At 61.5% G+C, this 23,281-nt stretch carries 26 protein-coding genes and 1 pseudogene; 13 read left to right on the top strand and 14 right to left on the bottom strand.

Translation table 11 applies throughout. The features are described from left to right. Window positions 1–75 precede the first annotated feature (75 nt). Window positions 76–324: an AlpA family transcriptional regulator gene (locus EBBID32_RS25085; RefSeq protein WP_051093276.1), complete on the top strand. Its 249-nt coding sequence runs from the start codon at window positions 76–78 to the stop codon at window positions 322–324. Between the two features lie 20 nt (window positions 325–344). Here EBBID32_RS25085 and EBBID32_RS05520 read toward each other — a convergent pair whose 3' ends face one another. The 8 genes from EBBID32_RS05520 to copC form a co-directional block, all read right to left on the bottom strand. Beyond that, the gene (locus EBBID32_RS05520; protein WP_006952170.1) at window positions 345–1,712 is read right to left on the bottom strand and encodes a hypothetical protein; all 1,368 of its coding nucleotides are present in this window, start codon (window positions 1,710–1,712) and stop codon (window positions 345–347) included. Window positions 1,713–1,853: 141 nt separating this feature from the next. Further along, complete coding sequence (gene cueR, locus EBBID32_RS05515) at window positions 1,854–2,249, bottom strand: Cu(I)-responsive transcriptional regulator (protein ID WP_006952164.1); 396 nt, start codon at window positions 2,247–2,249, stop codon at window positions 1,854–1,856. Continuing rightward, window positions 2,246–2,746 carry an SRPBCC family protein gene (locus tag EBBID32_RS05510; RefSeq protein WP_006952163.1) on the bottom strand — a complete coding sequence of 167 codons (501 nt, stop codon included), beginning with the start codon at window positions 2,744–2,746 and terminating at the stop codon, window positions 2,246–2,248. Before EBBID32_RS05510 ends, cueR begins: the two co-directional genes overlap by 4 nt. Next, on the bottom strand, window positions 2,743–5,103 hold the full coding sequence (locus EBBID32_RS05505; protein ID WP_051093275.1) for a heavy metal translocating P-type ATPase: 2,361 nt from the start codon (window positions 5,101–5,103) through the stop codon (window positions 2,743–2,745). Before EBBID32_RS05505 ends, EBBID32_RS05510 begins: the two co-directional genes overlap by 4 nt. A gap of 87 nt (window positions 5,104–5,190) precedes the next feature. Next, window positions 5,191–5,856 (bottom strand): methyltransferase family protein, encoded by a 666-nt coding sequence (locus EBBID32_RS05500; protein ID WP_269212846.1) that lies wholly within the window; start codon window positions 5,854–5,856, stop codon window positions 5,191–5,193. Further along, window positions 5,853–6,101: a DUF2933 domain-containing protein gene (locus EBBID32_RS05495; RefSeq protein ID WP_006952159.1), complete on the bottom strand. Its 249-nt coding sequence runs from the start codon at window positions 6,099–6,101 to the stop codon at window positions 5,853–5,855. Before EBBID32_RS05495 ends, EBBID32_RS05500 begins: the two co-directional genes overlap by 4 nt. A 69-nt stretch (window positions 6,102–6,170) precedes the next feature. After that, the gene (copD, locus tag EBBID32_RS05490; protein WP_037488973.1) at window positions 6,171–7,082 is read right to left on the bottom strand and encodes a copper homeostasis membrane protein CopD; all 912 of its coding nucleotides are present in this window, start codon (window positions 7,080–7,082) and stop codon (window positions 6,171–6,173) included. Between the two features lie 5 nt (window positions 7,083–7,087). Continuing rightward, on the bottom strand, window positions 7,088–7,483 hold the full coding sequence (gene copC / locus EBBID32_RS05485) for a copper homeostasis periplasmic binding protein CopC (protein WP_006952156.1): 396 nt from the start codon (window positions 7,481–7,483) through the stop codon (window positions 7,088–7,090). 127 nt (window positions 7,484–7,610) lie between these two features. Between copC and EBBID32_RS23990 the strand changes: the two genes are divergently transcribed. The 6 genes from EBBID32_RS23990 to EBBID32_RS05460 all read left to right on the top strand — a co-directional run bounded on the left by EBBID32_RS23990 (window position 7,611) and on the right by EBBID32_RS05460 (window position 12,393). Continuing rightward, window positions 7,611–7,892 (top strand): hypothetical protein, encoded by a 282-nt coding sequence (locus EBBID32_RS23990; RefSeq protein ID WP_156022471.1) that lies wholly within the window; start codon window positions 7,611–7,613, stop codon window positions 7,890–7,892. Then, window positions 7,889–8,329: a periplasmic heavy metal sensor gene (locus EBBID32_RS05480; RefSeq protein ID WP_037488970.1), complete on the top strand. Its 441-nt coding sequence runs from the start codon at window positions 7,889–7,891 to the stop codon at window positions 8,327–8,329. Before EBBID32_RS23990 ends, EBBID32_RS05480 begins: the two co-directional genes overlap by 4 nt. Then, on the top strand, window positions 8,326–8,889 hold the full coding sequence (locus EBBID32_RS05475) for an RNA polymerase sigma factor (RefSeq protein ID WP_006952152.1): 564 nt from the start codon (window positions 8,326–8,328) through the stop codon (window positions 8,887–8,889). Before EBBID32_RS05480 ends, EBBID32_RS05475 begins: the two co-directional genes overlap by 4 nt. Before the next feature lie 52 nt (window positions 8,890–8,941). Continuing rightward, entirely contained in the window at window positions 8,942–10,738 is a 1,797-nt protein-coding gene (locus EBBID32_RS05470; RefSeq protein ID WP_006952150.1) for a copper resistance system multicopper oxidase, read from the top strand. After that, window positions 10,735–11,736, top strand: coding sequence for a copper resistance protein B (locus EBBID32_RS05465; protein WP_156022470.1), 1,002 nt, complete (start codon window positions 10,735–10,737; stop codon window positions 11,734–11,736). Before EBBID32_RS05470 ends, EBBID32_RS05465 begins: the two co-directional genes overlap by 4 nt. Window positions 11,737–12,042: 306 nt before the next feature. Continuing rightward, entirely contained in the window at window positions 12,043–12,393 is a 351-nt protein-coding gene (locus EBBID32_RS05460; protein WP_006952143.1) for a DUF305 domain-containing protein, read from the top strand. A gap of 50 nt (window positions 12,394–12,443) precedes the next feature. Here the strand turns inward: EBBID32_RS05460 and EBBID32_RS25190 are convergent, their stop codons facing one another. Further along, window positions 12,444–12,680, bottom strand: a complete 237-nt coding sequence (locus EBBID32_RS25190; RefSeq protein WP_331271104.1) for a hypothetical protein — start codon at window positions 12,678–12,680, stop codon at window positions 12,444–12,446. On the opposite strand from EBBID32_RS25190, the gene EBBID32_RS23465 reads away from it, so the two are divergent. Then, on the top strand, window positions 12,573–12,872 hold the full coding sequence (locus EBBID32_RS23465) for a DUF411 domain-containing protein (protein ID WP_331271103.1): 300 nt from the start codon (window positions 12,573–12,575) through the stop codon (window positions 12,870–12,872). The two genes, EBBID32_RS25190 and EBBID32_RS23465, sit on opposite strands and share 108 nt — an antisense overlap. A 178-nt stretch (window positions 12,873–13,050) precedes the next feature. Here EBBID32_RS23465 and EBBID32_RS24770 read toward each other — a convergent pair whose 3' ends face one another. The 4 genes and pseudogenes from EBBID32_RS24770 to EBBID32_RS05440 form a co-directional block, all read right to left on the bottom strand. Further along, window positions 13,051–13,500 (bottom strand): universal stress protein, encoded by a 450-nt coding sequence (locus EBBID32_RS24770; RefSeq protein WP_006952140.1) that lies wholly within the window; start codon window positions 13,498–13,500, stop codon window positions 13,051–13,053. Window positions 13,501–13,583: 83 nt separating this feature from the next. Then, window positions 13,584–13,862 (bottom strand): annotated as a pseudogene (locus EBBID32_RS24765) (universal stress protein); the annotation flags it as partial. A gap of 81 nt (window positions 13,863–13,943) precedes the next feature. Then, window positions 13,944–14,786: a universal stress protein gene (locus EBBID32_RS05445; protein ID WP_006952135.1), complete on the bottom strand. Its 843-nt coding sequence runs from the start codon at window positions 14,784–14,786 to the stop codon at window positions 13,944–13,946. Between the two features lie 70 nt (window positions 14,787–14,856). Beyond that, window positions 14,857–15,396: a hypothetical protein gene (locus EBBID32_RS05440; RefSeq protein WP_006952134.1), complete on the bottom strand. Its 540-nt coding sequence runs from the start codon at window positions 15,394–15,396 to the stop codon at window positions 14,857–14,859. 279 nt (window positions 15,397–15,675) lie between these two features. Here EBBID32_RS05440 and EBBID32_RS05435 point away from each other — a divergent pair, with 279 nt between their 5' ends. Beyond that, on the top strand, window positions 15,676–16,749 hold the full coding sequence (locus EBBID32_RS05435) for an NAD(P)-dependent alcohol dehydrogenase (protein ID WP_006952133.1): 1,074 nt from the start codon (window positions 15,676–15,678) through the stop codon (window positions 16,747–16,749). A gap of 151 nt (window positions 16,750–16,900) precedes the next feature. After that, window positions 16,901–17,557, top strand: a complete 657-nt coding sequence (locus tag EBBID32_RS05430; RefSeq protein ID WP_006952132.1) for a LysR substrate-binding domain-containing protein — start codon at window positions 16,901–16,903, stop codon at window positions 17,555–17,557. A 318-nt stretch (window positions 17,558–17,875) separates the two neighbouring features. Here EBBID32_RS05430 and EBBID32_RS23185 read toward each other — a convergent pair whose 3' ends face one another. Next, window positions 17,876–18,766 carry a hypothetical protein gene (locus EBBID32_RS23185; protein WP_006952130.1) on the bottom strand — a complete coding sequence of 297 codons (891 nt, stop codon included), beginning with the start codon at window positions 18,764–18,766 and terminating at the stop codon, window positions 17,876–17,878. A gap of 480 nt (window positions 18,767–19,246) precedes the next feature. Here EBBID32_RS23185 and EBBID32_RS05420 point away from each other — a divergent pair, with 480 nt between their 5' ends. The 3 genes from EBBID32_RS05420 to EBBID32_RS05410 all read left to right on the top strand — a co-directional run bounded on the left by EBBID32_RS05420 (window position 19,247) and on the right by EBBID32_RS05410 (window position 23,243). Next, a complete protein-coding gene (locus EBBID32_RS05420) occupies window positions 19,247–20,773 on the top strand; it encodes an acetyl-CoA hydrolase/transferase family protein (RefSeq protein ID WP_006952129.1) in 1,527 nt (508 codons plus the stop codon). A gap of 87 nt (window positions 20,774–20,860) precedes the next feature. Next, window positions 20,861–22,423: a L,D-transpeptidase family protein gene (locus EBBID32_RS05415; RefSeq protein ID WP_231382107.1), complete on the top strand. Its 1,563-nt coding sequence runs from the start codon at window positions 20,861–20,863 to the stop codon at window positions 22,421–22,423. 118 nt (window positions 22,424–22,541) lie between these two features. Further along, window positions 22,542–23,243 carry a VIT1/CCC1 transporter family protein gene (locus tag EBBID32_RS05410; RefSeq protein WP_006952127.1) on the top strand — a complete coding sequence of 234 codons (702 nt, stop codon included), beginning with the start codon at window positions 22,542–22,544 and terminating at the stop codon, window positions 23,241–23,243. The last annotated feature ends 38 nt before the right edge of the window (window positions 23,244–23,281 follow it).

Raw genomic sequence — 23,281 nt, 5'->3', positions numbered from 1 at the left:
ACTCGCGATCGGCAGGTGAGGGGGAGGCGATGATCGGAGGGGAACCCGACAATTGCTTTGTCCAAGGATTTTCTCATGCCTTCCATCCAGTTGAATACTGAATCGTCAGCCTCGCATGCAGGCGTTGATGCCATCCCGTATCCGCCTGCGCCGCGGCTAATCCGCTTGCCCGAAGTGATGGCCCGTGTCGGATTGAAGCGGTCCGCAATCTACCAGCGCATGAGCGAGGGCCGGTTCCCGAAATCGCGGTCGCTTGGCGGCAAGTGCACGGTTTGGGTTGAGGCTGAAATTGACGCTTGGATCAATACGGTAGCGGCGCGCTAAGTGCCCCGGATCTCAGCTCATTAAATCGATGATCCCGATGGGGTCGGTTGAGGGACTTGCCCGCAAGCTTGGTCCAAGCAGGATTCAGGGCCCGTCACTTCAAGAACCGGGGAAAATCCGCCCCCTGCCGTCCGCATGTTGGTGGTTTGGCCTTGATAAAGCCGTGCGGCGGCGAGCAGCAGCTCGCCAGCATATGTGTATAGTCGGATGTCAGTTTTAAGAACGATGCTTTCACCCGCCACAGATGCATTGCGTGCGCTGGGCGCGGCAAAGGCTTGCGCGACATATACGCCGCTGACGATCTCATCCCATACCCGGCGCGTGAGCTTGTCACCTCGATACGCCGCTTTGCTGCCATGACCGCGGGCCGGTTTGAAAAACAGGTTCCGGCGTTCACGCCAGAGATCCTCGCTATTCACCTCCGTGACGACAACGGTGCGCGGCAGGCCGCTACGCAGAACGGCTCGTCGTGCGGTCGACAGACCCCACTCCTCCAGCCGTGCATCGTCGGACAGAAGCGCAAGGTTGCGCTTGTCTGCGAACAGGGCGTGCACGTAGGGCGACGGCGTTAGGACGACTGCGCCCTGAAGGTACGCGGCCTGGAGTGCGGCATGTCGCGGCTCCTCAAGTGAGAAATCGACCAGGCGGTTGTAGACCAGGTCGATCGTTCGCCCGTTGACCGCAAGTTTCTGTCCGTCAAACGTCATTTCTGCGGGATCAACGATCACTGCCGGGATACCCTGTGCTTCGAGCATCTCCTTCGCCAACTGAAACTCCGGGTATAAATGCTGCTGCTCGGGCAGGTCATCGACAATCGCAACCAGCGCCGGCTTGCCGGCACCCCGTTGCAACTGCCATTCGGCTGTAAACATTCGAGCCACGTGCTCGGCAAACTCACTTTCAGTGGGGGGTCTGGCTTGGAACTCTGCCTCCGGACAGCAAGCATGCTGTGCCCCCGCCAGAAACGCATTGAGGAAAGCGCCACCGGCATTGGTGTTCACCTCAATGAGCTTCGGACCGTCAGGAGCCAGGTGAAAGTCGTAGCCCATGAATGCCCCGATCGGCCCGAAGTCCAGTTGCGCGGACGGCGGGGCATGGGACAAGGTGGCTGCACGATAGGCCGGTAACTGCGCGGCCCCCTCAACGGCATCGACGATCAGCATCATTTTGCCCAGCGTTGCCGATGGAACGAACACGGGAACATTGGAAAACAGCGTCGGATGCGATGCACTCAGCCGCTGCGCATACCCTTCGATCCGGACTGCTCTGTCCAGGGCTTCTTCCAACTCCATCCGGTCGAGTGAGATACAGAAACAGCCCAAGTTAAGCTGCTCTGCAATCGCTTCCGTGGCGACCGGCACGCCGTTCGGGGGCTCAATGGGGGACACCTCGTTCCTTTCTGGCATAAGTATTGGCGCAACATGAACGCTTAAACTGAGAGGATGAAGCCAATTCGTCTGGGGTTAGCATCATCAAGCTATGCCGTCGTGAGAGATAAGTAACGGCTGCTCACCTGCATTTTCCTCGCATCACTCTTGATTGCGTGCGATCCCGTTGATGATTGGGCAATCAGGCCGTGCGTCGCCGGAACAGTGCTCTGCCAACGTCAACAATGTCACGCGCATTTGTTCCAACTGCTCGGCCTTTCTATGAAGCTCGGCGGCACGGGCAAGAGCAAGACTCTTTACGTCTGCGCTCGACCGATTGCGATCTGCCCAGAGCGAGAGCAATTCGCGAATTTCCTCAATCGGAAAGCCGAGATCCCGCGCATTCGCGATGAACCGCAAACGATGCAGGTCATCGGGGGCGTAATCGCGAAACGTGCCGTTGCGTCGCGGCGGTGCCGGGATCAGTCCGATCTTCTCATAATGGCGGACCATGCGCTGCGACACGCCCGTTGCTTGCGCCACTTGCCCGATGTTCAATGTGCAGATCCTTCGTGCTGGCTCTGAACTTCGTGCAGCATGTTCTCGACACACCAGCGCGCGAACGTCGGTGCCAGCAGTCGCCCAAGCCCGTGGCGCACACCCGATCGCGGCAAGGCGTAGTCGATCCAGACACGAAGCTGGCAGCCCATCACGACCTCTGCGATCTCGAAGCCCATCCGATAGTCTCGGATGACGACAAGCTGCGGAGTTCCGATCGTCGCCCAGACCTTGCGCAGCGGGGGTGCGCGCTCCTCGATGATCTCATCTAGGGCAATCGCGAACCCAAACCCCTTGCCGGTCAGACGGATAACAGAACCCACCGCTTTCCCAGCCAGACCATCAAGCTTACATTGCATAGAGCCGCCGCCCATCATGAGCGATGGCTCGCTCATGTGCCGGGTCAGAAGGTCCGGTTCATCGGCAACAGCGAAGACGCTTTCCGCTGACCCGTCAATTATCGTGGTCGCCTCGAAATGAAGCGGCAGATCGGTCACAGCCGCACGATCCGCAGGCGCAGAGCGTTGGTGATTACGCTCACCGAGGACAGGGCCATGGCCGCAGCCGCGATGGCGGGTGAGAGCATCCAGCCAAACGCCGGATAGAGTGCGCCCGCTGCGATCGGAATGCCGGCGACGTTATAGGCGAAGGCGAACACCAGGTTCTGGCGGATGTTGCGCATCACCGCGCGCGACAGTTTTCGCGCCCGCACGATGCCGCCCAGGTCTCCTTGCAGCAAGGTCACTCCGGCGCTTTCGATCGCAACGTCAGCCCCGGCCCCCATGGCGATGCCAACTTCCGCCGCCGCCAGCGCCGGCGCATCATTGACGCCGTCCCCGGCCATGGCGACGCTGCGACCCTCGGCGCGGAGTTTCTGGACGACGCTGGCTTTGTCTTCGGGCAGAACTTCGGCCTCGACATCGTCGATTCCGAGGCGGGCCGCGACGGCCAGCGCGGTTGTCCGATTGTCTCCCGTCATCATGACAATGCGGATGCCATCGGCCTTTAACTCGCGGATTGCCTGGGCCGAAGTCTCCTTGATCGGATCGGAGATGCCCAGCAGTCCGGCGAGCTTGCCATCGATGCTGGCGAAGATCGCGGTCGCGCCTACGGCGCGCATCGCTTCGGCCGCTTCGTTGAGCGTAATCGTATCGATTTTCTGCTCCGCCATGAAGCGCGGTCCGCCGAGGAGGACATGCTTGCCCAACACCGTACCGGTCACGCCGCGCCCGACCGGTGAATCGAAATCGCTCGCCTGCTCCAGAACCAGCTTGCGGTCTTGTGCGGCGCGCAAGATGGCATCGCCCAGCGGGTGCTCGCTGCCGCGCTCAAGGCTGGCGGCGAGGCGCAGGATTTCGTCCTCGTCCCATCCGCTGGCGGTGCGAATACCGGTGACCGCCGGACGCCCTTCGGTCAGCGTACCGGTCTTGTCGACGATCAGCGTGTCGATCTTCTCCAACCGCTCGAGCGCCTCGGCATTCTTGATGAGCACGCCTGCCTGCGCGCCGCGTCCGACGCCAACCATGATCGACATCGGCGTGGCGAGACCCAGTGCACAGGGGCAGGCGATGATTAGCACCGACACGGCAGCGACCAGGGCATAGGTCAGGCGCGGGTCCGGGCCGAACAGCGCCCAGGCGGCGGCGGCGACCAGCGCGACCGCAATCACCACCGGCACGAACCAGCCCGAGACCTGATCCGCCATGCGCTGGATCGGCGCGCGGCTGCGTTGCGCCTCAGCTACCATCTGCACGATCCGCGAGAGCAGCGTCTCGCTGCCGACCTTCTCGGCGACCATGATGAAGCTGCCGGTCTTGTTGAGTGAGCCTGCAATTACCTTGGCGCCCGCTTCCTTGGTGACCGGCATGGATTCGCCGGTGACCAACGATTCATCGATCGACACGCGGCCCTCGGCGATGACACCATCGACCGGCACCTTTTCACCGGGGCGGACCCGCAGATGATCGCCTACAAGGACAAGATCGAGCGTAACCTCTTCGTCCTGGCCATCCGCAGTAACCCTGCGCGCCGTCTTGGGCGCGAGGTCGAGCAGCGCCTTGATCGCGCCGGAGGTGCGCTCACGTGCGCGCAATTCGAGCACCTGTCCGAGCAGGACCAGCACGGTGATGACCGCCGCTGCCTCGAAATAGACCGGCACAGTTCCCATCGCGTCGCGAAAAGCCGGCGGGAACAGCGACGGCGCGAAATGGGCAACGAGGCTGTAGAGATAGGCGACGCCGACACCCATGGCGATCAGCGTGAACATATTGAGGTGGCGCGACTTGAGCGAAGCCCATCCACGCTCGAAGAAGGGCCAGCCCGCCCAGAGCACGACGGGTGTTGCGAGGACAAACTGGATCCAGTTCGATGCCTGCTTGCCAACAATCATCATGAGGCCGGTCAGATGTCCGCCCATCTCAAGGGCAAAGACCGGCAGAGTAAGCACTAGCGCGACCCAGAAGCGGCGGGTCATGTCGGCCAGTTCGGGATTGGGACCGTGATCGGCCGACACAGTTTCCGGCTCCAGCGCCATCCCGCAGATCGGACAGGAACCGGGGCCGACTTGCCGGACCTCGGGGTGCATCGGACAGGTATAGATGACGTCACCGGCGCTGGCGAGCACCGGCGGTGCTACCTTCTTAGAGAGGTACTGATCAGGATGGGCGACGAACTTCGTTTGGCAGCCTGCGCTGCAGAAATGGTATTCCTGGCCCGCGTGGGTTGCGTGGTGTTCGGTGGCAGCAGGGTCCACCTTCATGCCGCAAATCGGATCTGTCGCACTTTCTGCGCCTGTTTTCGGGCCGCCGCCGCAGCTCGCGCCATGTTGGTGCGCCTTGTGATCAGTCGATGCCATATCGATTCTCCTTCAACGCATCATCATGTGGGGTCTGACATCATGTCAGGGTCAAGCGACTATTTTGCCAGTAACAAGGGAAACTGCTCAATCTGCGCTTCGGGCTCGCCAATTTGGAAAGAAACTGCCCGTGCGCGCCATGTAGCCGCGATAGGCATCGCCAAATTCGGCAATCGCAGCCTTTTCTTCATGACGGGCGAGGCGGACGTACATCACGACCAGAACCGGATACATGGCCAGCGTCAGCAGCGTTGGCCATTGCAGCAGAAACCCGGTCAGGATCAGGATGAAGCCGACGTATTGCGGGTGCCTGAGCCGTTCGTAGATGCCGGTGGTCGCCATTGCACCGCGCTGTTGCGCTGCATGGAGTACGGCCCAGCCCACCGAGATCATCCAGAACCCAGCACCAATCAGGACAAAACTGGCCATGTGAAATGGGCCGAAGTGGGGGTTGACCCGCCACCCGAACATCATCTCGAGCAGATGGCCGGCGTCATGCGAGAACCAGTTGACGCCGGGATAGTGCGACTGGAGCCAGCCGGCGAACAGATAGATGGTGAGTGGGAAACCATACATTTCGGCAAAGAGCGCGAAGAGAAAGGCGCTGAATGCGCTGAAGCTGCGCCAGTCCCTCGGCGATTGCGGTTTGTAGAAGCTCAGAGCGAACAGAATGAACACCACCGAGTTGACGAAAGCGAGGCCCCAAAGGCCGAAGCCCTGCATCTGATGCGTGGCCATGGCCACTTCCATCATTGTGCGCCGGCGTCGCCGGCCCCCTTTGTCTTACCGGACGACCGACCGCCGCCGTGTTTGTGACCATGATGCATGAAGAGGTGCATGATCGGGCAGGACAGGAAGAGCAGGAGCGGCAACGCGCCCAGCACATGCGCGGTGTGCTCGGTGAAGAGATAGTAACCGGCCACGATCGCAAAGCCGCCGAAGACGAGTTTTGCCAGGCCGGACATCTTGCCGCCATCATGGGGGTCATGCTCTGCCATGACATGGTCCTTTCAAATGAGGGGATGACTGACGGCCTGCGCTGGCAGGTGAAGATGGAATGCGGCCCGTCACCAGCCTGGCTCCAGCGTTCCGAGCCATGCGACAAGGCCAAGGATCAGGAACGCAGCAGCCAGTTCGACGACCATACTTGATCTTATTCGGCGAATGGTCATCGCTTTGTTTGGGTGGTCGGCGGCGCGTTCCACTGCGGGAACAAGCCGGAACCGGTGGAGCGCTGCGAGCGCAAGCATGAGACCGACCAGCGCCAGCTTGCTGACCATCAGGACAATGTAGGTGGAACCGGTGCCGGGAGCGAGGGACTGGCCGCCGAGAATAGCGAACCCGTTGATTAGCCCTGTGACAATCAGCAGTGCGACAACGACCGACCCTACGACACCGAAACTCCTGAGGCATCGTTCGGCGACAGTCAGATCAGTGAGCGAAGCCTTCGGACGGGCTACCATATAGAAGAGGCAGGCAATCGCGCCCAGCCACACGCCAGCGGCCAGCAGATGCACAATGTCGGCAATCAGGTGAGGCCACGCCAGCGCGCCTTCGGTAGCAACGCCATGTCCGTTCCATGCCAGTGATGCGAGAGCGATGCCGCTCAGGGCGGCAATCCCAGCCAGCGCGTTCGTGTTGTTCGCCGAAACCAGAACGACAAGGGCGAGGGCAAGCACGGTTACTGCAAGGCGTAGAGCAAAGGCCCAGCCCATGGGAGCCGTCAGCAGTATCGAACGGGCAAGGCCAAGGTCGATTGCGTTGAGGGATGTGCCCGACATGCTGGCGATTAACAGGGCAAAACCCAGAATATTTAGCGCGACTGCGCCCAGCCCGAGCAGGATCAGCCATGTCCGAAACGGATGCTGGCTGCGTTCCGAGGCACGCAAGGCATAGAGACCGAAGAGCGGCACACCCAGCTGAAGCCCCTCAATTGCATAGAGTGCGAAGCGTACGGCTATGATCGGTCTCTCGGACATGCTTGTTATCTGACGGTGAAGTCGAATTTGCCCTGGATCCGGTGCGTGTCAGCTGAAACGGCGTGCCAGGTCACCGTATAGGCCCCACGCGGCAAGGCGCTCGCAAAAGTAGCGATCAGTGTCTTGCCGTCGGATGAAAATCTCGTCCGGATCGCGGGCAACGGAGCCATGGCCGTGTGAGCCGCATGATCAGCATGGGACATACCGGCAGGGGCAATTTCCAGACCTGTCAATTGCGGCATCAGCCGTTCGGAGAAGCGAAGGGTTATCTGGCGCGCAGTTTGTACCGCTGCCTTCGCGGCGGGGATCGAGGAAACCAGCTTTGGATGAGCCAGCGCGGGAATGGCCGTTGTCATCGAAATCGCAGCGATGGCGGTGGTAATCGATCTGATGGTCTTCATGCAACACTCCTGGGATATCTGTTGCATTACGCGGGTCGTGCCCTGACCCCTCACATCCCAGCGCAAAATAATCTGAGGGATTGGTTCAGTCCTTGCGTATGAAGGCTGACGAGTTTGGAGAGGCAGAATGACAGATATCGAAAGCGCACTTGCCCGACTGCGAGACCTTCCGGCTGATCCGCGCCTGAGCATGATAGATGCCGCAGTACTTGACGGGTTGCAGCGGGAACTGGCTGCGGGCGGTCGTCAGTCAGGCGGGATGTTTGCAACAGCGGCCGCAGTCGCACTCGTTACCGGGATTTTGGGTTCCGCCATTCCTGGTACACCTGCGAATGCAGCGTCAAATCCGTTTCCGCTGGGAGCGCCTGCGGCGCTTGCCCCGTCGACGCTGCTGACGAGTGCGGAATGAACAATCGGTCCCGCTACCTGCTTGTTATCCTCATCGCGTTTGGTGCGGCATTGGCAGGCGTCTACGTGGGCCGCAGCTATATTGTTCAGCATCCGCCAGTTGAAAGCGAGCTTCATCAACTCCTCCACGAGAAGCTCGATCTGGATTCTGGCCAGGAAACGAAAATCGAAGCCCTCGAAGCGCAATTCGCCATCCAGCGGCAGGCGCTCGAACTGGAACTGCGAGCGGATAACGCCCGCCTCGCGCAGGCTATCCAGACCGAGCGTGGCTATGGCCCGCAAGTCAGCGCCGCGATCGACCGTTCGCATCAGGCGATGGGAGAACTCCAGAAGGCTACTCTTGAGCACATATTCGCCATGCGCAGCGTGCTGAGACCCGAACAGGCCGCGCGGTTTGATGACGCAGTGGTCAAGGCGCTGACCGTCGAGGCAAAATGAGCCTCGATCTTGGCGCGTGTTCGGATGGCGAACTGGCAGCCCTGGCGATCGGCGGCAGGCAAAGCGCCTATACCGAATTGTTGCGCCGGCATCGCGTTGCCATTTTCCGTTTCGCCAGAGCCCATACCGCCGACGACGATGCAGCTCTCGATATTGCCCAGCAGACCTTCATTGCCGGATTTGCCGCGCTGGGGCGCTTCGATCAGTCGAGACCGCTCAGACATTGGCTTACCCGTATTGCGCTCAACAAGTGTCGTGACTGGGCACGGCGCAGAAAGGTTCGCGCGCTCTTCTCGTTTGCGACACCATTGGAAAACGCACCTGATCCGATCGATCTAGCGGCTGACGTCGAACGCGAAGCCAGCGATCGTGAGGAATTGGCCAGTGTTCTTAGCGCAATGAGCAGACTTCCGGCTAAGCTCAAGGACGTGATGGTGCTGCGCACGGTCGAGGGGCTTTCGCAGGCGGAAACTGCCTTGATTTTGCGCATTACCGAAAAAACTGTCGAAACGCGGCTCCATCGCGCACGCCATAGATTGCAGGAAATTTTGAGGGTCTGACGTGTCTGCTGCGTAACTGCACACAACAAATTCAGAACAGGGCAGCGCCTCCGTGATCACCCCACTCGTTCCCGTGCCGGCACTTGATCGCCGCTCACTTCTGCGCAGTGCCAGCCTCGCTGGCAGCGGCCTTGCACTTGCCGCCTGGATGCCTGCCTGGGCACAGCCGGTTTCCCGCGGCATCGTCCGGCCGGTGCCGCAGCTATCGGGCGACACCATTGCTCTTCGAGTTGCCCACGAGATGGTTCGTGTAGACGGACGTGAGGCCCATGTCATTGCGATGAATGGCACCGTGCCCGCGCCGCTGCTTCGACTACGTGAAGGGCAAACGGTCAGGATCACAGTCGCCAACGACCTGGACGAAGAGACCTCGGTTCACTGGCACGGGCTGCTCGTGCCTTTCCAGATGGACGGGGTGCCGGGGGTCAGTTTTCCGGGGATCAAGCCGCATTCGTCATTCACTTATGAATTTCCGCTCGAACAGTCGGGTACTTACTGGTACCACAGCCACTCCGGCCTGCAGGAGGCAATGGGCCATTACGGCCCGATCGTGATCGATCCCAAGGCTGTCGATCCGATCGCTTATGACCGCGAACATGTGGTCGTGTTTTCCGACCACAGCTTCATCCACCCGCATACGCTGTTCACGAAGCTCAAGCAGGAATCCGGCTATTTCAACCGGCAGAAGCAGACGCTGGCGGGGTTGGCGGCGGGCAAAGACCAGACCCATGCCGAGCGCCTTGAATGGGCGCGGATGCGGATGGATCCGACCGACATCCTCGACGTGACCGGTTCGGTCTATACCTACGTCGTCAACGGCTATGGTCCGAATGACAATTGGACGGCGCTGTTCAAGCCGGGCGAACGCGTCCGGCTGCGGTTCATCAACGCATCGGCGATGACGATTTTCAACGTCCGCATTCCGGGTTTGCGGATGACAGTGGTTGCGGCCGACGGACTTCCGGTACGACCGGTCCCGGTAGACGAACTGCAAATGTCCATTGCCGAGACGTACGACGTGATTGTCACGCCGACCGCGGATCGCCCTTACACAATCGTAGGCGAGGCGGCCGACCGTTCTGGCCTCGCCCGAGCGACACTGGCTCCCCGCGCGGGAATGGTCGCTGAGGTTCCGCCTTTGCGCGAACGGCCACTGCTGACGATGAAGGACATGGGGATGGGAGGCATGGATACTCCTGCCTCCGACGATCCACATGCCGGGCACGACATGGAAGGCATGGATATGCCTGTATCCGGTGGCGGCGCGGTGGGGCAGGCAGGCGCTACCGGACACTCGATGTCGATGCGCGACGGAGCCAATGCGCTGCAGGTGGCGCTTGGCCCCGGCGTCCAGTCGATTGCGCCGATGCCCATGGACCGAACCGGAGAACCCGGCGTCGGCCTTGAAAACGTCGGCCACAAGGTTCTGGTCTATCGCGACCTCGTGGCGCTGGAGCGCAATCCAGACGTACGCGGGGCTGCGCGGGAGATCGAGGTTCACCTTACCGGCAACATGGAACGATACATGTGGTCGATGGACGGAAAGACGTTGTCGGAGGCAAAGACGCCGATCCCGCTCAGAACGGATGAGCGGGTGCGGGTGACGCTGATAAATGACACTATGATGAACCATCCGATTCATCTGCACGGGCATTTCTTCGAACTGGTCACTGGACACGGGGCGCACAGCCCGCGCAAGCACACGGTAAACGTCGCGCCGGGCGGCAAGCTGAGCTTCGACGTGACCGGCATCCACGGCGACTGGGCCTTCCACTGTCACATGTTTCTTCACATGCACGCCGGGATGATGCGCGTGGTGCAAGTACGCGATGCGGGAGACGCGGCATGATCCGGCTTGCTTTGTTCGGGGTATCCCCGCTCGTTCTAGCCACCGCGGCGTCTGCCCAGCCCACGCCCCCGCCGATGGATCACGGGATGCATCATGACCACGCCGTGCCAGCCCCGCCAGCCTCGTCGGCGGCACCGCCCCCTCCGCCGACAGAGACCGACCCCCACGCCGGGCATGACATGCACGGCATGAAGGCGATGCCGATCCCCGAGGCCGCACCTAACGATAAGGAAGGCAGGATCGGCACCGATCTGGAGCCGGGCAACGCACCGCCGCCGCCGGTCGCAGGCGATCGCGCTGCCGACACGTACTTCGGTCCCGCTGCGATGGCCGAGGCCCAATCCGCGCTGCTGGGCGAACATGGCGGTATGAAATTCCACAAGGTCCTGTTCAACATCGCCGAGTATCAGGCGCGAAATGGCCGCGACGGGTATCGCTGGGATGCCAGCGCCTGGTTCGGCGGCGACATCGACCGTCTTGCACTCGAGTCCGAAGGCGAAGGCAACTTCGGCGAAGCGAGCCATCATGGTGAGTTGCAGGCGCTCTGGTCCCATGCAGTGGATCCGTACTGGAACCTGCAAGGCGGTGTTCGGCAGGACTTCGGCAAGGGGCCGGACAGGACTTATGCCACTATCGGGATCGAGGGGCTCGCCCCGTATTGGTTCGAGATCGAAACGGCGGCGTTTGTCTCGACGAAAGGTGATGTCCTCGCCCGGATCAAAGGCGAGGTTGACCAGCGGATCACGCAGAAATGGATTTTGCAGCCGCGCCTCGAGGCGAATTTCGCAGCGCAGGACATTCCGGAAAGTGGGATTGGCTCCGGCCTGTCAAATCTCGAACTGGGGCTGCGCCTGCGCTATGAACTGCGCAAGGAATTCGCGCCCTATGTCGGTGTGTCGTGGGAACGTAAATTTGGTGACACGGCGCACTATGCACGCGCAGCTGGCGAGAACGCGTCATCGACGAGCTACGTTGCCGGCATCCGTTTCTGGTTCTGAACGCGCAGCATCCGGGAGCCGCGAATATTTTGCTCAGATTGCGAGGGGGCATTGCGGCACTTGCGTATAGCTTTTCAAGACCGGCTCAGGAGAAGCATCATGAAGATTTTGGCACTCGCAACGACCGTCGCACTTGCCATGACGGGGACAAGCGCCGTCGCGCAAACTCAGCCCTCAACGAGCGCCGAACACGATCATACCCATGGCCAGACCGCTGCGCCGGTCGCCACTCCTCCTGCACCGCCCCTGGCAACTCCAGCCTCGCCCGCACCTCCGGCAGGCCAAAGTATGGAAGGCATGCCCGGAATGGGCGGCATGAAGGGGATGGAGGGCAAGCCAGGTATGGGTGGGATGCCGGGCATGGGCGATATGCAGCATATGCCGATGATGCAGCCAACGGCAGCTAACCCGTTTCCGCCAGCTGAAATGCACATGCACATGGCGATGATGCATGCGACCGGCGCCGATGCGAACGAGACCTATGTGCGCAAGATGATCGAGCATCACCGCGGCGCGATTGCAATGTCGCGCCTTGTCGTGGCCCGCAGCAAGGATACCCGCGTCCTGCGATTGGCGAACCAGGATATCGCGGCACAGACTCGGGACATCGTCGGCCTTCAGGCCTGGCTGAGCCAGCACGGCAAGACCGCACAGTAACAGCGGCAGCGGGAGGAACCGCAATGAGAAAATCCCTACGCCTCGTGGTCTTACTTGCCGTTGCGGTTCCATCCCTTGCTCTCGCTGCTACAACCGGGGTCGTTCACCGCGATCCAGGCTGCGGCTGCTGCGAGAAGTGGTTCGCGCTGGTCAAGCAGCAGTTCGGTCAGAATATCAGAATGATCGATGACGCCCGGCGCAATGCCTACCAAGGCCGTCTGGGCGTTCCCCAGAACCTGGCGTCCTGCCATACAGCGGTAATTAATGGGCTCGTCTTCGAGGGGCATGTGCCGATTGCCGATATGAAGCGAATCCTCCGCGAGCGGCCGCGCGGCGTCACTGGGCTTGCCGTCTCAGGCATGCCCATGGGGTCGCCCGGCATGGAAGTACCCGGCAACCGGCGCGCAGCGTACGTCGTAACTGCATTCGGACCAGCCGGGACGCGGGTGTACGCCCGTTACGTAGCCAGAGGCCTCTAGGTTTGCAGACCGCCTGACGAGAGGGTGTGCCTCGCAGAGAGCAAGTATGAATGCTGGGGTCACTGGATTAGCGCATTGAACTGGCCTGCATCCTGACCGCGCACTGGCAGTAGGAAAAAAGGGGCAAAGCGATGCACGCAGCGACAGGAAGTGCCTCCTGCCGCGGAAACAATCGCGCTTACGGCACCTCGCGAACTATCAGCGTGTCGATCCGGCTCCAGAACAGCAAGGATTCAGCCCTGCTGCCGACGACGAACTGGAGAAAACCGGTCTCGCCGTGTGTCCCGAGCACGAATAGGTCAGCGTTCACGTCCCGTGCGGTCTGTTCGACGACAGCGTCCATCACGCCGTGCCCAAGATGGATCGATATCCTGTTTCGCAAGATCTGCGACAGGTCCGGGTGATCGAGAAATGCTTCCAGGTCGCGCCGCGCCTGCTCTTCCAGGTCAGTGCTTGCGCTCTCTGATCCTGGCCAGCCATCAAGCGGGACATCGTAGACGTGCAGGACATGCAGGGCTGCGTCTGGAAACATGTCGGCCGCCGTCGCCAGGGCCCGGCGCGAACAGCTTGAGAAGTCCGTTGCGACCAGAAGCGAGCGATAGGCGCCATGCGCACGCTGCTTGACCACAAGGACCGGTACCGCGGCATTTGGACCGCATGATCGACCGTCGTCCCGATCAGGAAGTCGCCGACCTGGTTGAACCGGGCAACTCCGGCAACGATCAGCCCGCAGCCGGTTTCCTGCGCTGCCTGGACAATGGCCTGCGGTGCCGGTTCATGGGCCAGGAGAATTTCCGCGGCTAGGGACGGATCCGGCAGTACCGCGCGCACTGCACCCATCGCAAGAGCAGGGTTCCTGTCCGCCCACGATCCCGATTCGATCGCGTGCAGGACTTTGAGCGGTGCGCTCCACGTCTGAGCCAGGAGGCAGGCACGATCGACCGCGCGATCGGACCGCGCACCGAGGTCTGTTGCGACGAGGACAGACATAGCGGGAGTTGTCATGCATTATCCTTCCAAGAATCCATTTCAGCTGCGTTTCGGGGCACCCTGCCCGCGGAGCGAGCTGGCCTAATGGGCCAGCAGCACCGGCAATTGCGGGTCGTCCAGGACAGAACGCGTTGCACCGCCAAGCACGAATTCCCGGGTTTTCGAATGCCCATAAGCCCCCATCACGAGCAAGTCCGCGCCGCTGCTACTGCCGTGATCGAGGAGAGCCTTGCCGGCATCGCGCCCCGTAGCCTCCACTTCCTCAAGGCGGGCAGCGATGTCATGGAGAGCCAGATGACGCTGGGCTTCTTCCAGCACGTGCTGCGCTGCGAACGGCTTGTCCCCTGAGATCGCCACAAGGCGGACCGAACTGGCGGCACGGCAGAACGGCAACGACGCCGTCAGGCCGCGGGCCGCAGCGCGGCTGCCGTCCCAGCCGATGATAATGTCCTGAATCGCGAGGCCTTCCGATCGCGGCCGGGGAAGCAGAAGCACTGGGCGTCCGGAATCGAACACCAGCGCTTCTGCGGCGACTTGGAATTCGACATTGGTTTCGACCGGCACCACCGTCAGATCGTGGGTGCGGGCGATGCGCGCGGGCTCCATGGGATTGACCAGCGGTCCGCACTCCACGAGAAATTGCTCGCCGCGTCGTTCCTTGCCTACCAACGCCGCGAACTCATTGAGGAGGTCGGTGGTCGCCGCGCGGCTCCGCACGTTCTCGCCAGCAATCAGTGCATTGGCGTGCACGAGTTTGTCGGCCAGCCAGTTTCCCACTGCCGGAATATGCGTCTGGCACACAACCCCGGAAAGGCGCGCGTCAAACCGCTCGGCTAGTGACAGCGAGGCATCGAGTCCCCAGCCAGGCGTGCGGTAAGGGTAGCTGACCATGAAAAGCAGGATGTCGCGAATCTCGGTCATCATGGGATTTTCCTCTCTCACGCGTGCTAGATATCATCCCTTGTGCAAGGAGCCTTGATCTACCGCATTCTGCCTAAGGCTGCGCCGCTGCGTCAGTCTGAGGATTCCGGTCTGCAGGGCGGATCGAAATGGCCATTTCGGACAGAGCCTTGAGAACATTGCGCTGCCTTACCATCGGGCGCCGGTCGTAAAGGAAGAATTCGAAGGGCTTCCAGTTCGCCACCCATCCGATGATCAGCAGTCCCTCCCTGAAGAAATCACCATAGGGTTCCGGAATCTGGTTCATTGCCACCATTCCCAGGCCCCAGCAGATCGCCAGAAACAGAAGGCCAGTGAAAAGCGATCGGCGCCAGTCGAGCATCCTGATGCGCAGGTGCCTTTGGTAGACCTCGAGCTTGTAGAGGAAATATTGCCTGATCGCGTCCGGTATTTGGGCAGTTTCCGGCAGACCGATCTTGTCCTCCGGGGCATGGATCACGAGTTGATACCGGGTCTGCGGCGCTTCGAGCGCGCTTTCCAGAATGTATTGTTCGACTTCGTCGTCGAGGTCGCGGCCGACCATGGGCGAGGGGTCGAAGGCATGGAACAGGTCGTTCGGGTTGGCGACGCTCAATCCGATCAGTCCGGGATCCGGGCTCGGTGGTGGTCTGAGCACTGGTACTTCCCTTTCGCGAGCCTGGCTTGTTTGCCGCATTTCTAGCACAGGCACTGTAACGCGGCGAAGTCTTCGAAATCAGAGCCCCGGTTCGCTCCGAAATGCCGATTGCCTGGGTGAGCCGACAGTGTCGTTCTTTCTTCGCGCAAGCGCGCTATAGTTGGCGAAGTTGGTGACTGGACGAGAATCGCTTCGTTCAAGACCGCTGCTGACCCAAGATCCGCCCCGGAGGACATCATGCCAAAAATGAGAGCCGCGATCTTCGTCGAGCCGGGGCGCATCGTCCTTGATGAAAAGCCGATCCCCGACGTTGGACCGCTCGATGCGCTCGTGCGCATTACCACGACCACGATCTGCGGAACCGACGTGCATATCCTGAAAGGCGAATATCCCGTGGCCAAGGGTCTCACCATCGGTCACGAGCCAGTCGGCATCATCGAAAAGCTCGGTTCCGCAGTCCAGGGGTACGAGGAAGGGCAGAGGGTCATTGCCGGCGCGATCTGCACCTCGGGACACAGCCATGCTGCGCTGTGCGGCTGTCACTCGCAGGATGGCCCGGGCACCCCGCATGGATGGAAGCCACTGGGGGGCTGGAAATTCGGTAACACGATCGATGGCACCCAGGCGGAATACGTGCTCGTGCCCGATGCGATGGCCAATCTGGCGCTGGTGCCCGAAGGACTGTCGGACGAACAGGTGCTGATGTGCCCGGATATCATGTCGACCGGACTGTCCGGGGCGGAGAGCGGGGCCATCAGGATTGGCGATACCGTTGCCATCTTCGCCCAGGGCCCGATCGGCCTGTGCGCGACCGCAGGTGCCCGGCTTATGGGCGCGACCACCATCATTGCCGTCGACAGCGTTCCGGCCCGGATGGACATGGCCAGGCGTATGGGTGCCGATCAGGTGGTCGATTTCAGCCGGAGCGACCCGGTGGCCGAGATCATGCGGCTGACCGGCGGGCGCGGCGTCGATGTCGCCATCGAAGCACTGGGCCGGCAGTCAACCTTCGAAGCCGCGATGCGGGTCCTGCGCCCGGGCGGAACGCTGTCATCGCTGGGAGTCTATTCGGAAGACCTCCGCATCCCGCTTGATGCGTTTCTGGCCGGGCTGGGCGACCATACGATCCGGACCACTCTGTGCCCCGGCGGCAAGGAGCGGATGCGGCGGCTGATGGACGTGATCGCCTCCGGCAGGGTCGATACCCGTCCGCTGGTTACGCATCGTTTCGCGCTGGATGATATTGAGGCGGCCTATGATCTGTTCGCGAACCAGCGCGATGGCGTGCTCAAAGTCGCTATTACCCCGTGACGGCGCTGGCGCGGACGGGTGCCCCGATGCATGATCCCTGGCCTGCCTCGACTGGCAGCGCACACGTCCTGTCACCCGATGAACTGCTCGAGGTATTTGGGGTTATGCCTTGACTCCACTTGGGGAGACGGTGCTGGGAAATGCTGAACGCGTGGAGGCCGAGGTCCTGGCCGCCGAACGCACCATCACCGGCAAGGACGTTTCGCTTGAAGGCTTGGTCAGGCTGACCACCGTCGACACGCTCGCCGCGCGGATTGTCACGCCGGCGCTCGCTGCTCTCCAAGCCAGGCAACCTGGCATTATTGTGGAGTTGGTTCCCGACACACGTTCGCTCAGCTTGTCAAAGCGAGAGGCCGATATCGCGCTGCGCATGTCACGCTTTGAGGGGCACGAGGTGGCGGCGCGCCGAGTCGGTGCGCTCGCCATGGGACTGTATGCATCACCGGACTGGGCGGAGCGCCTCGAGCATGGCCCCGTTCGCCTTGTGACGGTGCTGGACGATCATCTGCCCGAGGCGAAATGGCTGCGTGAGGTGTTTCCTGAAGGGACGATCGGTTTTCGCTCGAACAGCCGCGAAGTCCAGCTATCGGCGACGAGATCGGGGGCAGGGGTCGCAGCCCTGGCGCGCTACCGCGCCGATATGGAGCCTGGCCTGGTTCGGCTCCGCACGGACGTTCCTGACCTCACCCGCGATATCTGGCTCGGTGTGCATGTCGATATGCGCGGCATGCCGCGGGTGCGGGCGGTCATGGATGCTGTCGTTGAGGCTCTGCGGAGCAATTCCGCAATCCTCGATCCCGGGTCTTGACGTAGCGGTCTGCGCTGGGGTTTGCCCGACTTGTTCGCGGCCATGCATCCGCATGAATGCCGGCCGGAGGCATGTGTCCGCCGGTTGCATCCACTCGCCCTGCGAACAATGATGGATTGGCAAATCACGTCACGACTTTTTCTGAATCAGTCGAATCCATACAATCGCAAATCCAGAAAGGATGTAAGCGGGAAAGTGCGACCCGAAGGGCTCGTGGCTTTTGTGCTGCGTGATCCTGACTTTCAAAGCGGTTCCTGGACTTGGTCTGGCGAACCGCTTTTTTTGCCGATTGCATAGTTCAGAAACAGCAAACCCGCCTCACACCGGTTCGGCGCAGCCCTTCCGCCGCTCGTCATGGACCATAAGCTCAACGGCCACAGGGTAGCTCTTGTCCGACATGCCGTCCGAACAGCTGGGTGCCTTACGGGTCCGCAATACGAACGGTCGACCGTCAAGCGCGCCCGTCCACATGCCACCATGCTGCGTTGCCGTGTACCGGGTCCAGAGCCGGGTGCCGGGCTGATCCTCCGGGTGGGAATAAGTTACGCAGCGACCTTCGATTCGCGCGGCCCAGAACGGTTCGGTGCCGATTGCGCGCATGGGCTGTGCCGAAAGTTCCCGGCCGTCCTGAACGAGGCAGGGGCTGACCAGTCGGCCTGGCATTCCCGCGTGCGGCGTCCCCGCTGCTGGCCGGTTGCGGCAGCCGGCGACGAACGACCTGACAACGTCCTGGGGCACAGCAGGATGGGGACCGCTGGTCTGGGAGCCATAGCTTGCCGAGACCGGGCCGCCCACGAGCGCCGCGAGGTTGGACGGCACCGCTCCCGTCGCAGTGACGCCGCCAAGCTGGCGATCGCCACGGAAATCGGCAACAAGCGCTTCCACTTCGCCGGCACTGCCGATCGACAGCCGGTCCTCGCTGCCGATCGGCGTGAAGCCGGGTACATTGACCTGTAGCCGTTTTTCCTCCGAGGGGCAGGTAAGCGACAGGATCGGGTGGCCGGCTTGCGTTTGCAGGACCAGCACGGTGGCCTCAGCGTTTGCCTGCAAGACCCAATGCGCGTCCGGGCGCTTCGCGGCAGCAATCGTTGGTGAGTCCGAACGCCGTTCATCTGCTGCCGAGGCGCTGCTGCCGTTCCTGGCATCTTCCTGACGATCACAAGCGCCCAGAAGCATTGCGGAAATGATGATCGGAAGAAGGTTTTGCATCCGGGCATCCATGCATGTGAGGTGTCGGCAAACCTGTAAGGCGCGTTGCATCCCCGACAGACGCCGAGTGTGCAAGGCATGTCATCGCCAAAGCAGCATTTTCATGGGCTTCCAGGAGACCTCGCATGACGGAAGCATTGTGCCGCTGCTTTGCGGTAGCAGGCCACCATTCAATATATCCAGCGCAATCTGCGAATTGCCCGGGCACTGGCCCGGCGCCAAACCGATGAAGCCGCCGGCTTTTCGCTCATCGTTCGATGCCCATCACGCTTTATCATTCCGTCAGAAGTCCATATCGTGGCATCATATTCAAAAGAGCTGATCGCGAATCCCCGATCGATCGATCTATTTAGCGACGGGCTCTAACGCGGACTTTCCCAACTTTGCTGGCTTGCCCTGCGCCATCTGAAAACGGCGTTGATCGACCATGAACTGCCACCTACGCAGCTGCGCTTGACCAGCAACAACGGAGATTGCGAATTGACCAGTTCACGCATTGCGAATGTCGCGCTCCAATCGCGGGTCATGGATGCCGAGGCGGCCGCAGCGCTCATCGCACCGGGAACGACGGTCGGCATGAGCGGCTTTACTGGCTCCGGCTACCCCAAGGCGGTGCCGCTGGCGCTGGCGCGGCGGATCGAGGCGGCGCACGATGCCGGCGATCCGTTCTCCATCAGCGTGTGGACCGGCGCTTCGACCGGGCCTGAACTGGACGGCGCATTGGCCAAGGCCAAGGGCATCGAATTTCGCCTGCCCTACAATTCCGATCCGATTGCCCGCGGGCAGATCAACCGCGGCGAGATGAACTATTTCGATATGCACCTTAGCCAGGTCGCGCCGATGGCGTGGCAGGGCTTCCTTGGCCCGCTGGATACCGCGCTGGTCGAAGTGACGGCGATCCTGCCCGATGGCTCGCTGGTGCCCGCCTCGTCGGTGGGCAACAACAAGACCTGGCTGGACCGGGCAAACCAGATCATCCTGGAGGTCAATCGCTGGCAGAACCCCGCGCTGGAGGGGATGCACGACATCTATTACGGCACGGCGCTGCCGCCGCACCGCGTGCCGATCCCGCTGATCAGGCCTGATGACCGGATCGGCCAGCCGACCTTCCGCTGCGATCCTGCCAAGATCGTCGCCATTGTCGAAACCGACACGCCCGATCGCAACCAGGCGTTCAAGGCGCCCGACCAGAGCGCACTGCTGATCGCCGGCCACCTGATGGAATTCTTCGCGCATGAAGTGGCGAAGGGGCGGCTTCCGGCCAACCTGCTGCCGCTGCAATCGGGCGTCGGCAATATCGCCAATGCCGTGCTGACCGGCCTGATCGACAGCCCGTTCGAGAACATGACCGCCTATACCGAGGTCTTGCAGGACGGAATGCTGGACCTGCTCACCTCGGGCAAGCTGCGCATGGCCTCGTCGACCGCGTTTTCGCTAAGCCCGGAGGCGGCACACGCGCTCAATGCGGATATGGACCGCTACCGGACACGGATCATCCTGCGCCCGCAGGAAATGAGCAATCATCCCGAATTGATCCGCCGGCTCGGCTGCATCGCCATGAACGGCATGATCGAGGCGGATATCTATGGCAACGTCAATTCCACCCATGTCATGGGATCGGCGATCCAGAACGGCATCGGCGGCTCGGGCGATTTTGCCCGCAATGCCTATATCTCGATCTTCATGGCGCCCTCGACCGCCAAGGGCGGAGCGATCTCGACGATTGTGCCGCAAGTCAGCCATGTCGATCACATCAATCAGGATGTGCAGGTGATCGTGACTGAACGTGGCCTGGCCGATTTGCGCGGGCTTGCGCCAAAGCAGCGTGCCCGGCTCGTTATCGAGAAATGCGTTCACCCTGACTATAGGGCAATGCTCGCCGATTATTACGAGCGGGCACTGCGCGATTCCTATGGTAAGCACTCGCCCGCCTTGCTGGGCGAAGCCCTATCCTGGCACCAACGCTTCATCGCGACTGGCTCCATGCAATTCTTTTCGGGACAGTGAGGTTCCAATAAGCGCATCAATTGAACTGGCGAGGTAGAGCACGGATGTATCGGCGCTTACGCCATCAAGCTTGGAAGATGACCGCCCGTGCCTTTGAAACTAAAACATATTTTTCCGGTGGTCCTTGTGCTGACTGCCGGTTGCAGCGGTCCAGAGGTAAGCAAAACAAGGGAACCTGAGGCTCAATCAGAACTTTCTGAGCTCCCCCCGAGCATTCCAGCTGCGGAATTGCAGGCAGAGGCGCAGGACACACAAGTCCGCGAGTTCTACGAAAAGGCCGACTGGGCGGCCATTTGGTCGCCGCGTGCAGAGCAGGCATTGAGGGCCGCGCTTGGAAAGCGGGCGGACCACGGCCTGGACCGCGTGCATTTTCACCCGGAATTATCGAAGCTATCCGCCCCAGCGCGCGAGATTGCCCTGACCAGTGCTGCCCTGATGTTCGCAGGCGCGCTGGCTCGCGGTGTCGCTGATCCAGCGAAGCTCCACACCATATACACCCATCCTCGCCCTGAGGTAGATCTCGCATCAGGATTGGCCACAGCGGTTCGGGCTGGCCGGGTGGATGCGTGGCTGGATAGCCTCGCGCCGGATACCCCTGAGTATCGCGCTTTGGCGGACACCTACCTGCAGCAGCAAAAGGCAGCGTCCCAGGAGAACGTCGCGCAGATTGCCAGCGGAGACCTGATCCATCCAGGCGACCGGGATCCACGGATCCCCCAGATCGTGACGGCGCTCGTGGAACATCGCTACCTGGCTATGCCGGTGACGACCGAGGCCTCGCCATCGCAGCCCGTAGATGGCACCCTTTACACCGTAGGTATCGTAAGGGCCGTGAAGGCCTTCCAGCACGACTACGACATCAGGGATGACGGTGTCATCGGCGTCGATACGTTATCCATTCTCAATGTGCGGCCTGGCGACCATGCGCGGTCGATTGCGGTGGCGATGGAACGATTGCGCTGGCTCACACGCGAGCCACCGGCGACACGCATCGACGTGAATACTGCGGCGGCTGAACTGAGCTATTTCCGCGATGGCGAACTGGTCGATCAGCGCAACGTCGTCGTCGGCAAGCCGGGCAAGGAAACGCCGCAAATATCCACTTCCATGTTCCGCCTCGTTGCCAATCCCACATGGACGGTGCCGAAATCGATCCAGAGGGGGGAATTGGCCGGAAAAAGTGCAGCCTATTTCCGGCGCAACAACATGAGCTGGCGCAACGGCTGGATCGTTCAAGGGCCCGGGCCCCGCAACTCGCTTGGCCTCGTCAAGTTCGACCTGCAAAACAGCCTGGCAATCTATCTGCACGACACGCCCGCAAAAACGCTGTTCGACAAGCACCAGCGTCAATTGAGCCATGGTTGCGTCCGCGTCAGTGACGCGCTGGGTTTTGCCCAAATGCTCGCTGAACAGCAGGGTATCGCCGACCAATGGTCCAGGGCGCGTGCGAGCGGCAAGATCGCTTACGTCAGGTTCCCCGAAGCGATACCCGTCAGGCTGCTCTATCGCACCGTCTATGTGAGCCAGGCCAACCAGGTGACGTACCGGACAGATCCCTACGGCTGGAATGTTGCCGTTGCAGAGGCGCTTGGCTTTGGCAAAGATGCCGGCAAGCAGTTCAGGAGCGATGTAGACGACATCGGGCCGTGATGTCTCGTGCCGCCTCTGCCTTTCTATTCGGATTGTTCAGGGCGGACACGATTCAATCTACCGGATACCGATCAATATTTTGCAATTAAGTTTAACGTCAATGTCAGGAGAAACACCGGTGTCCCGACTTCACCTACACCCGGAAAGCCATCTCGTCTCGCGCATCGGCTGGTTGCGGGCGGCTGTTCTCGGGGCCAATGACGGGATCGTTTCGACGGCCAGTCTAATCGTAGGCGTGGCAGCGGCATCCACCGCCACCTCCGAGGTTCTGATCGCAGGCGTCGCCGGCCTCGTCGCCGGGGCCATGTCCATGGCTGCGGGCGAATATGTTTCCGTCAGTTCCCAATCGGACACCGAACAAGCCGATCTCGCCCGCGAGCAGGCAGAGCTAGCCGGCCAGCCGGATTACGAATGCGAGGAACTGACACGCATCTACATGGACCGTGGTGTCGATGCAGACCTCGCCCGACAGGTGGCTATCCAGCTGATGGCAAAGGACTCGCTCGGTGCCCATGCGCGCGACGAACTTGGCATTTCGGAGATGACCGCAGCTCGCCCGATCCAGGCGGCGCTAACCTCTGCAGCGACATTCGCCGCTGGCGCTGCCATGCCGCTCGCCATGGTCTTGCTGATGCCGCGCTCCCTGCTGGTGGCGGGCGTCTCGATTGCCTCGCTGATTTTTCTGGCTCTTCTCGGGGGCATCGGCGCGCGCGCTGGCGGAGCCAAGGTCGTGAGGGCCACCCTGCGCGTAACCTTCTGGGGCGCTCTAGCCATGGCATTGACGGCAGGCATCGGAACGATCTTCGGGACGGTGGTCTGATCGTCTTGAGGAATCGCAACCCAGATCAAGTCCGGCAA

The organism is Sphingobium indicum BiD32, assembly GCF_000382885.1.
Lineage (GTDB): Bacteria > Pseudomonadota > Alphaproteobacteria > Sphingomonadales > Sphingomonadaceae > Sphingobium > Sphingobium japonicum_C.
The sequence above is the reverse complement of the archived record's forward strand: the minus strand, read 5'-3'. Positions and strand labels throughout refer to the sequence as shown.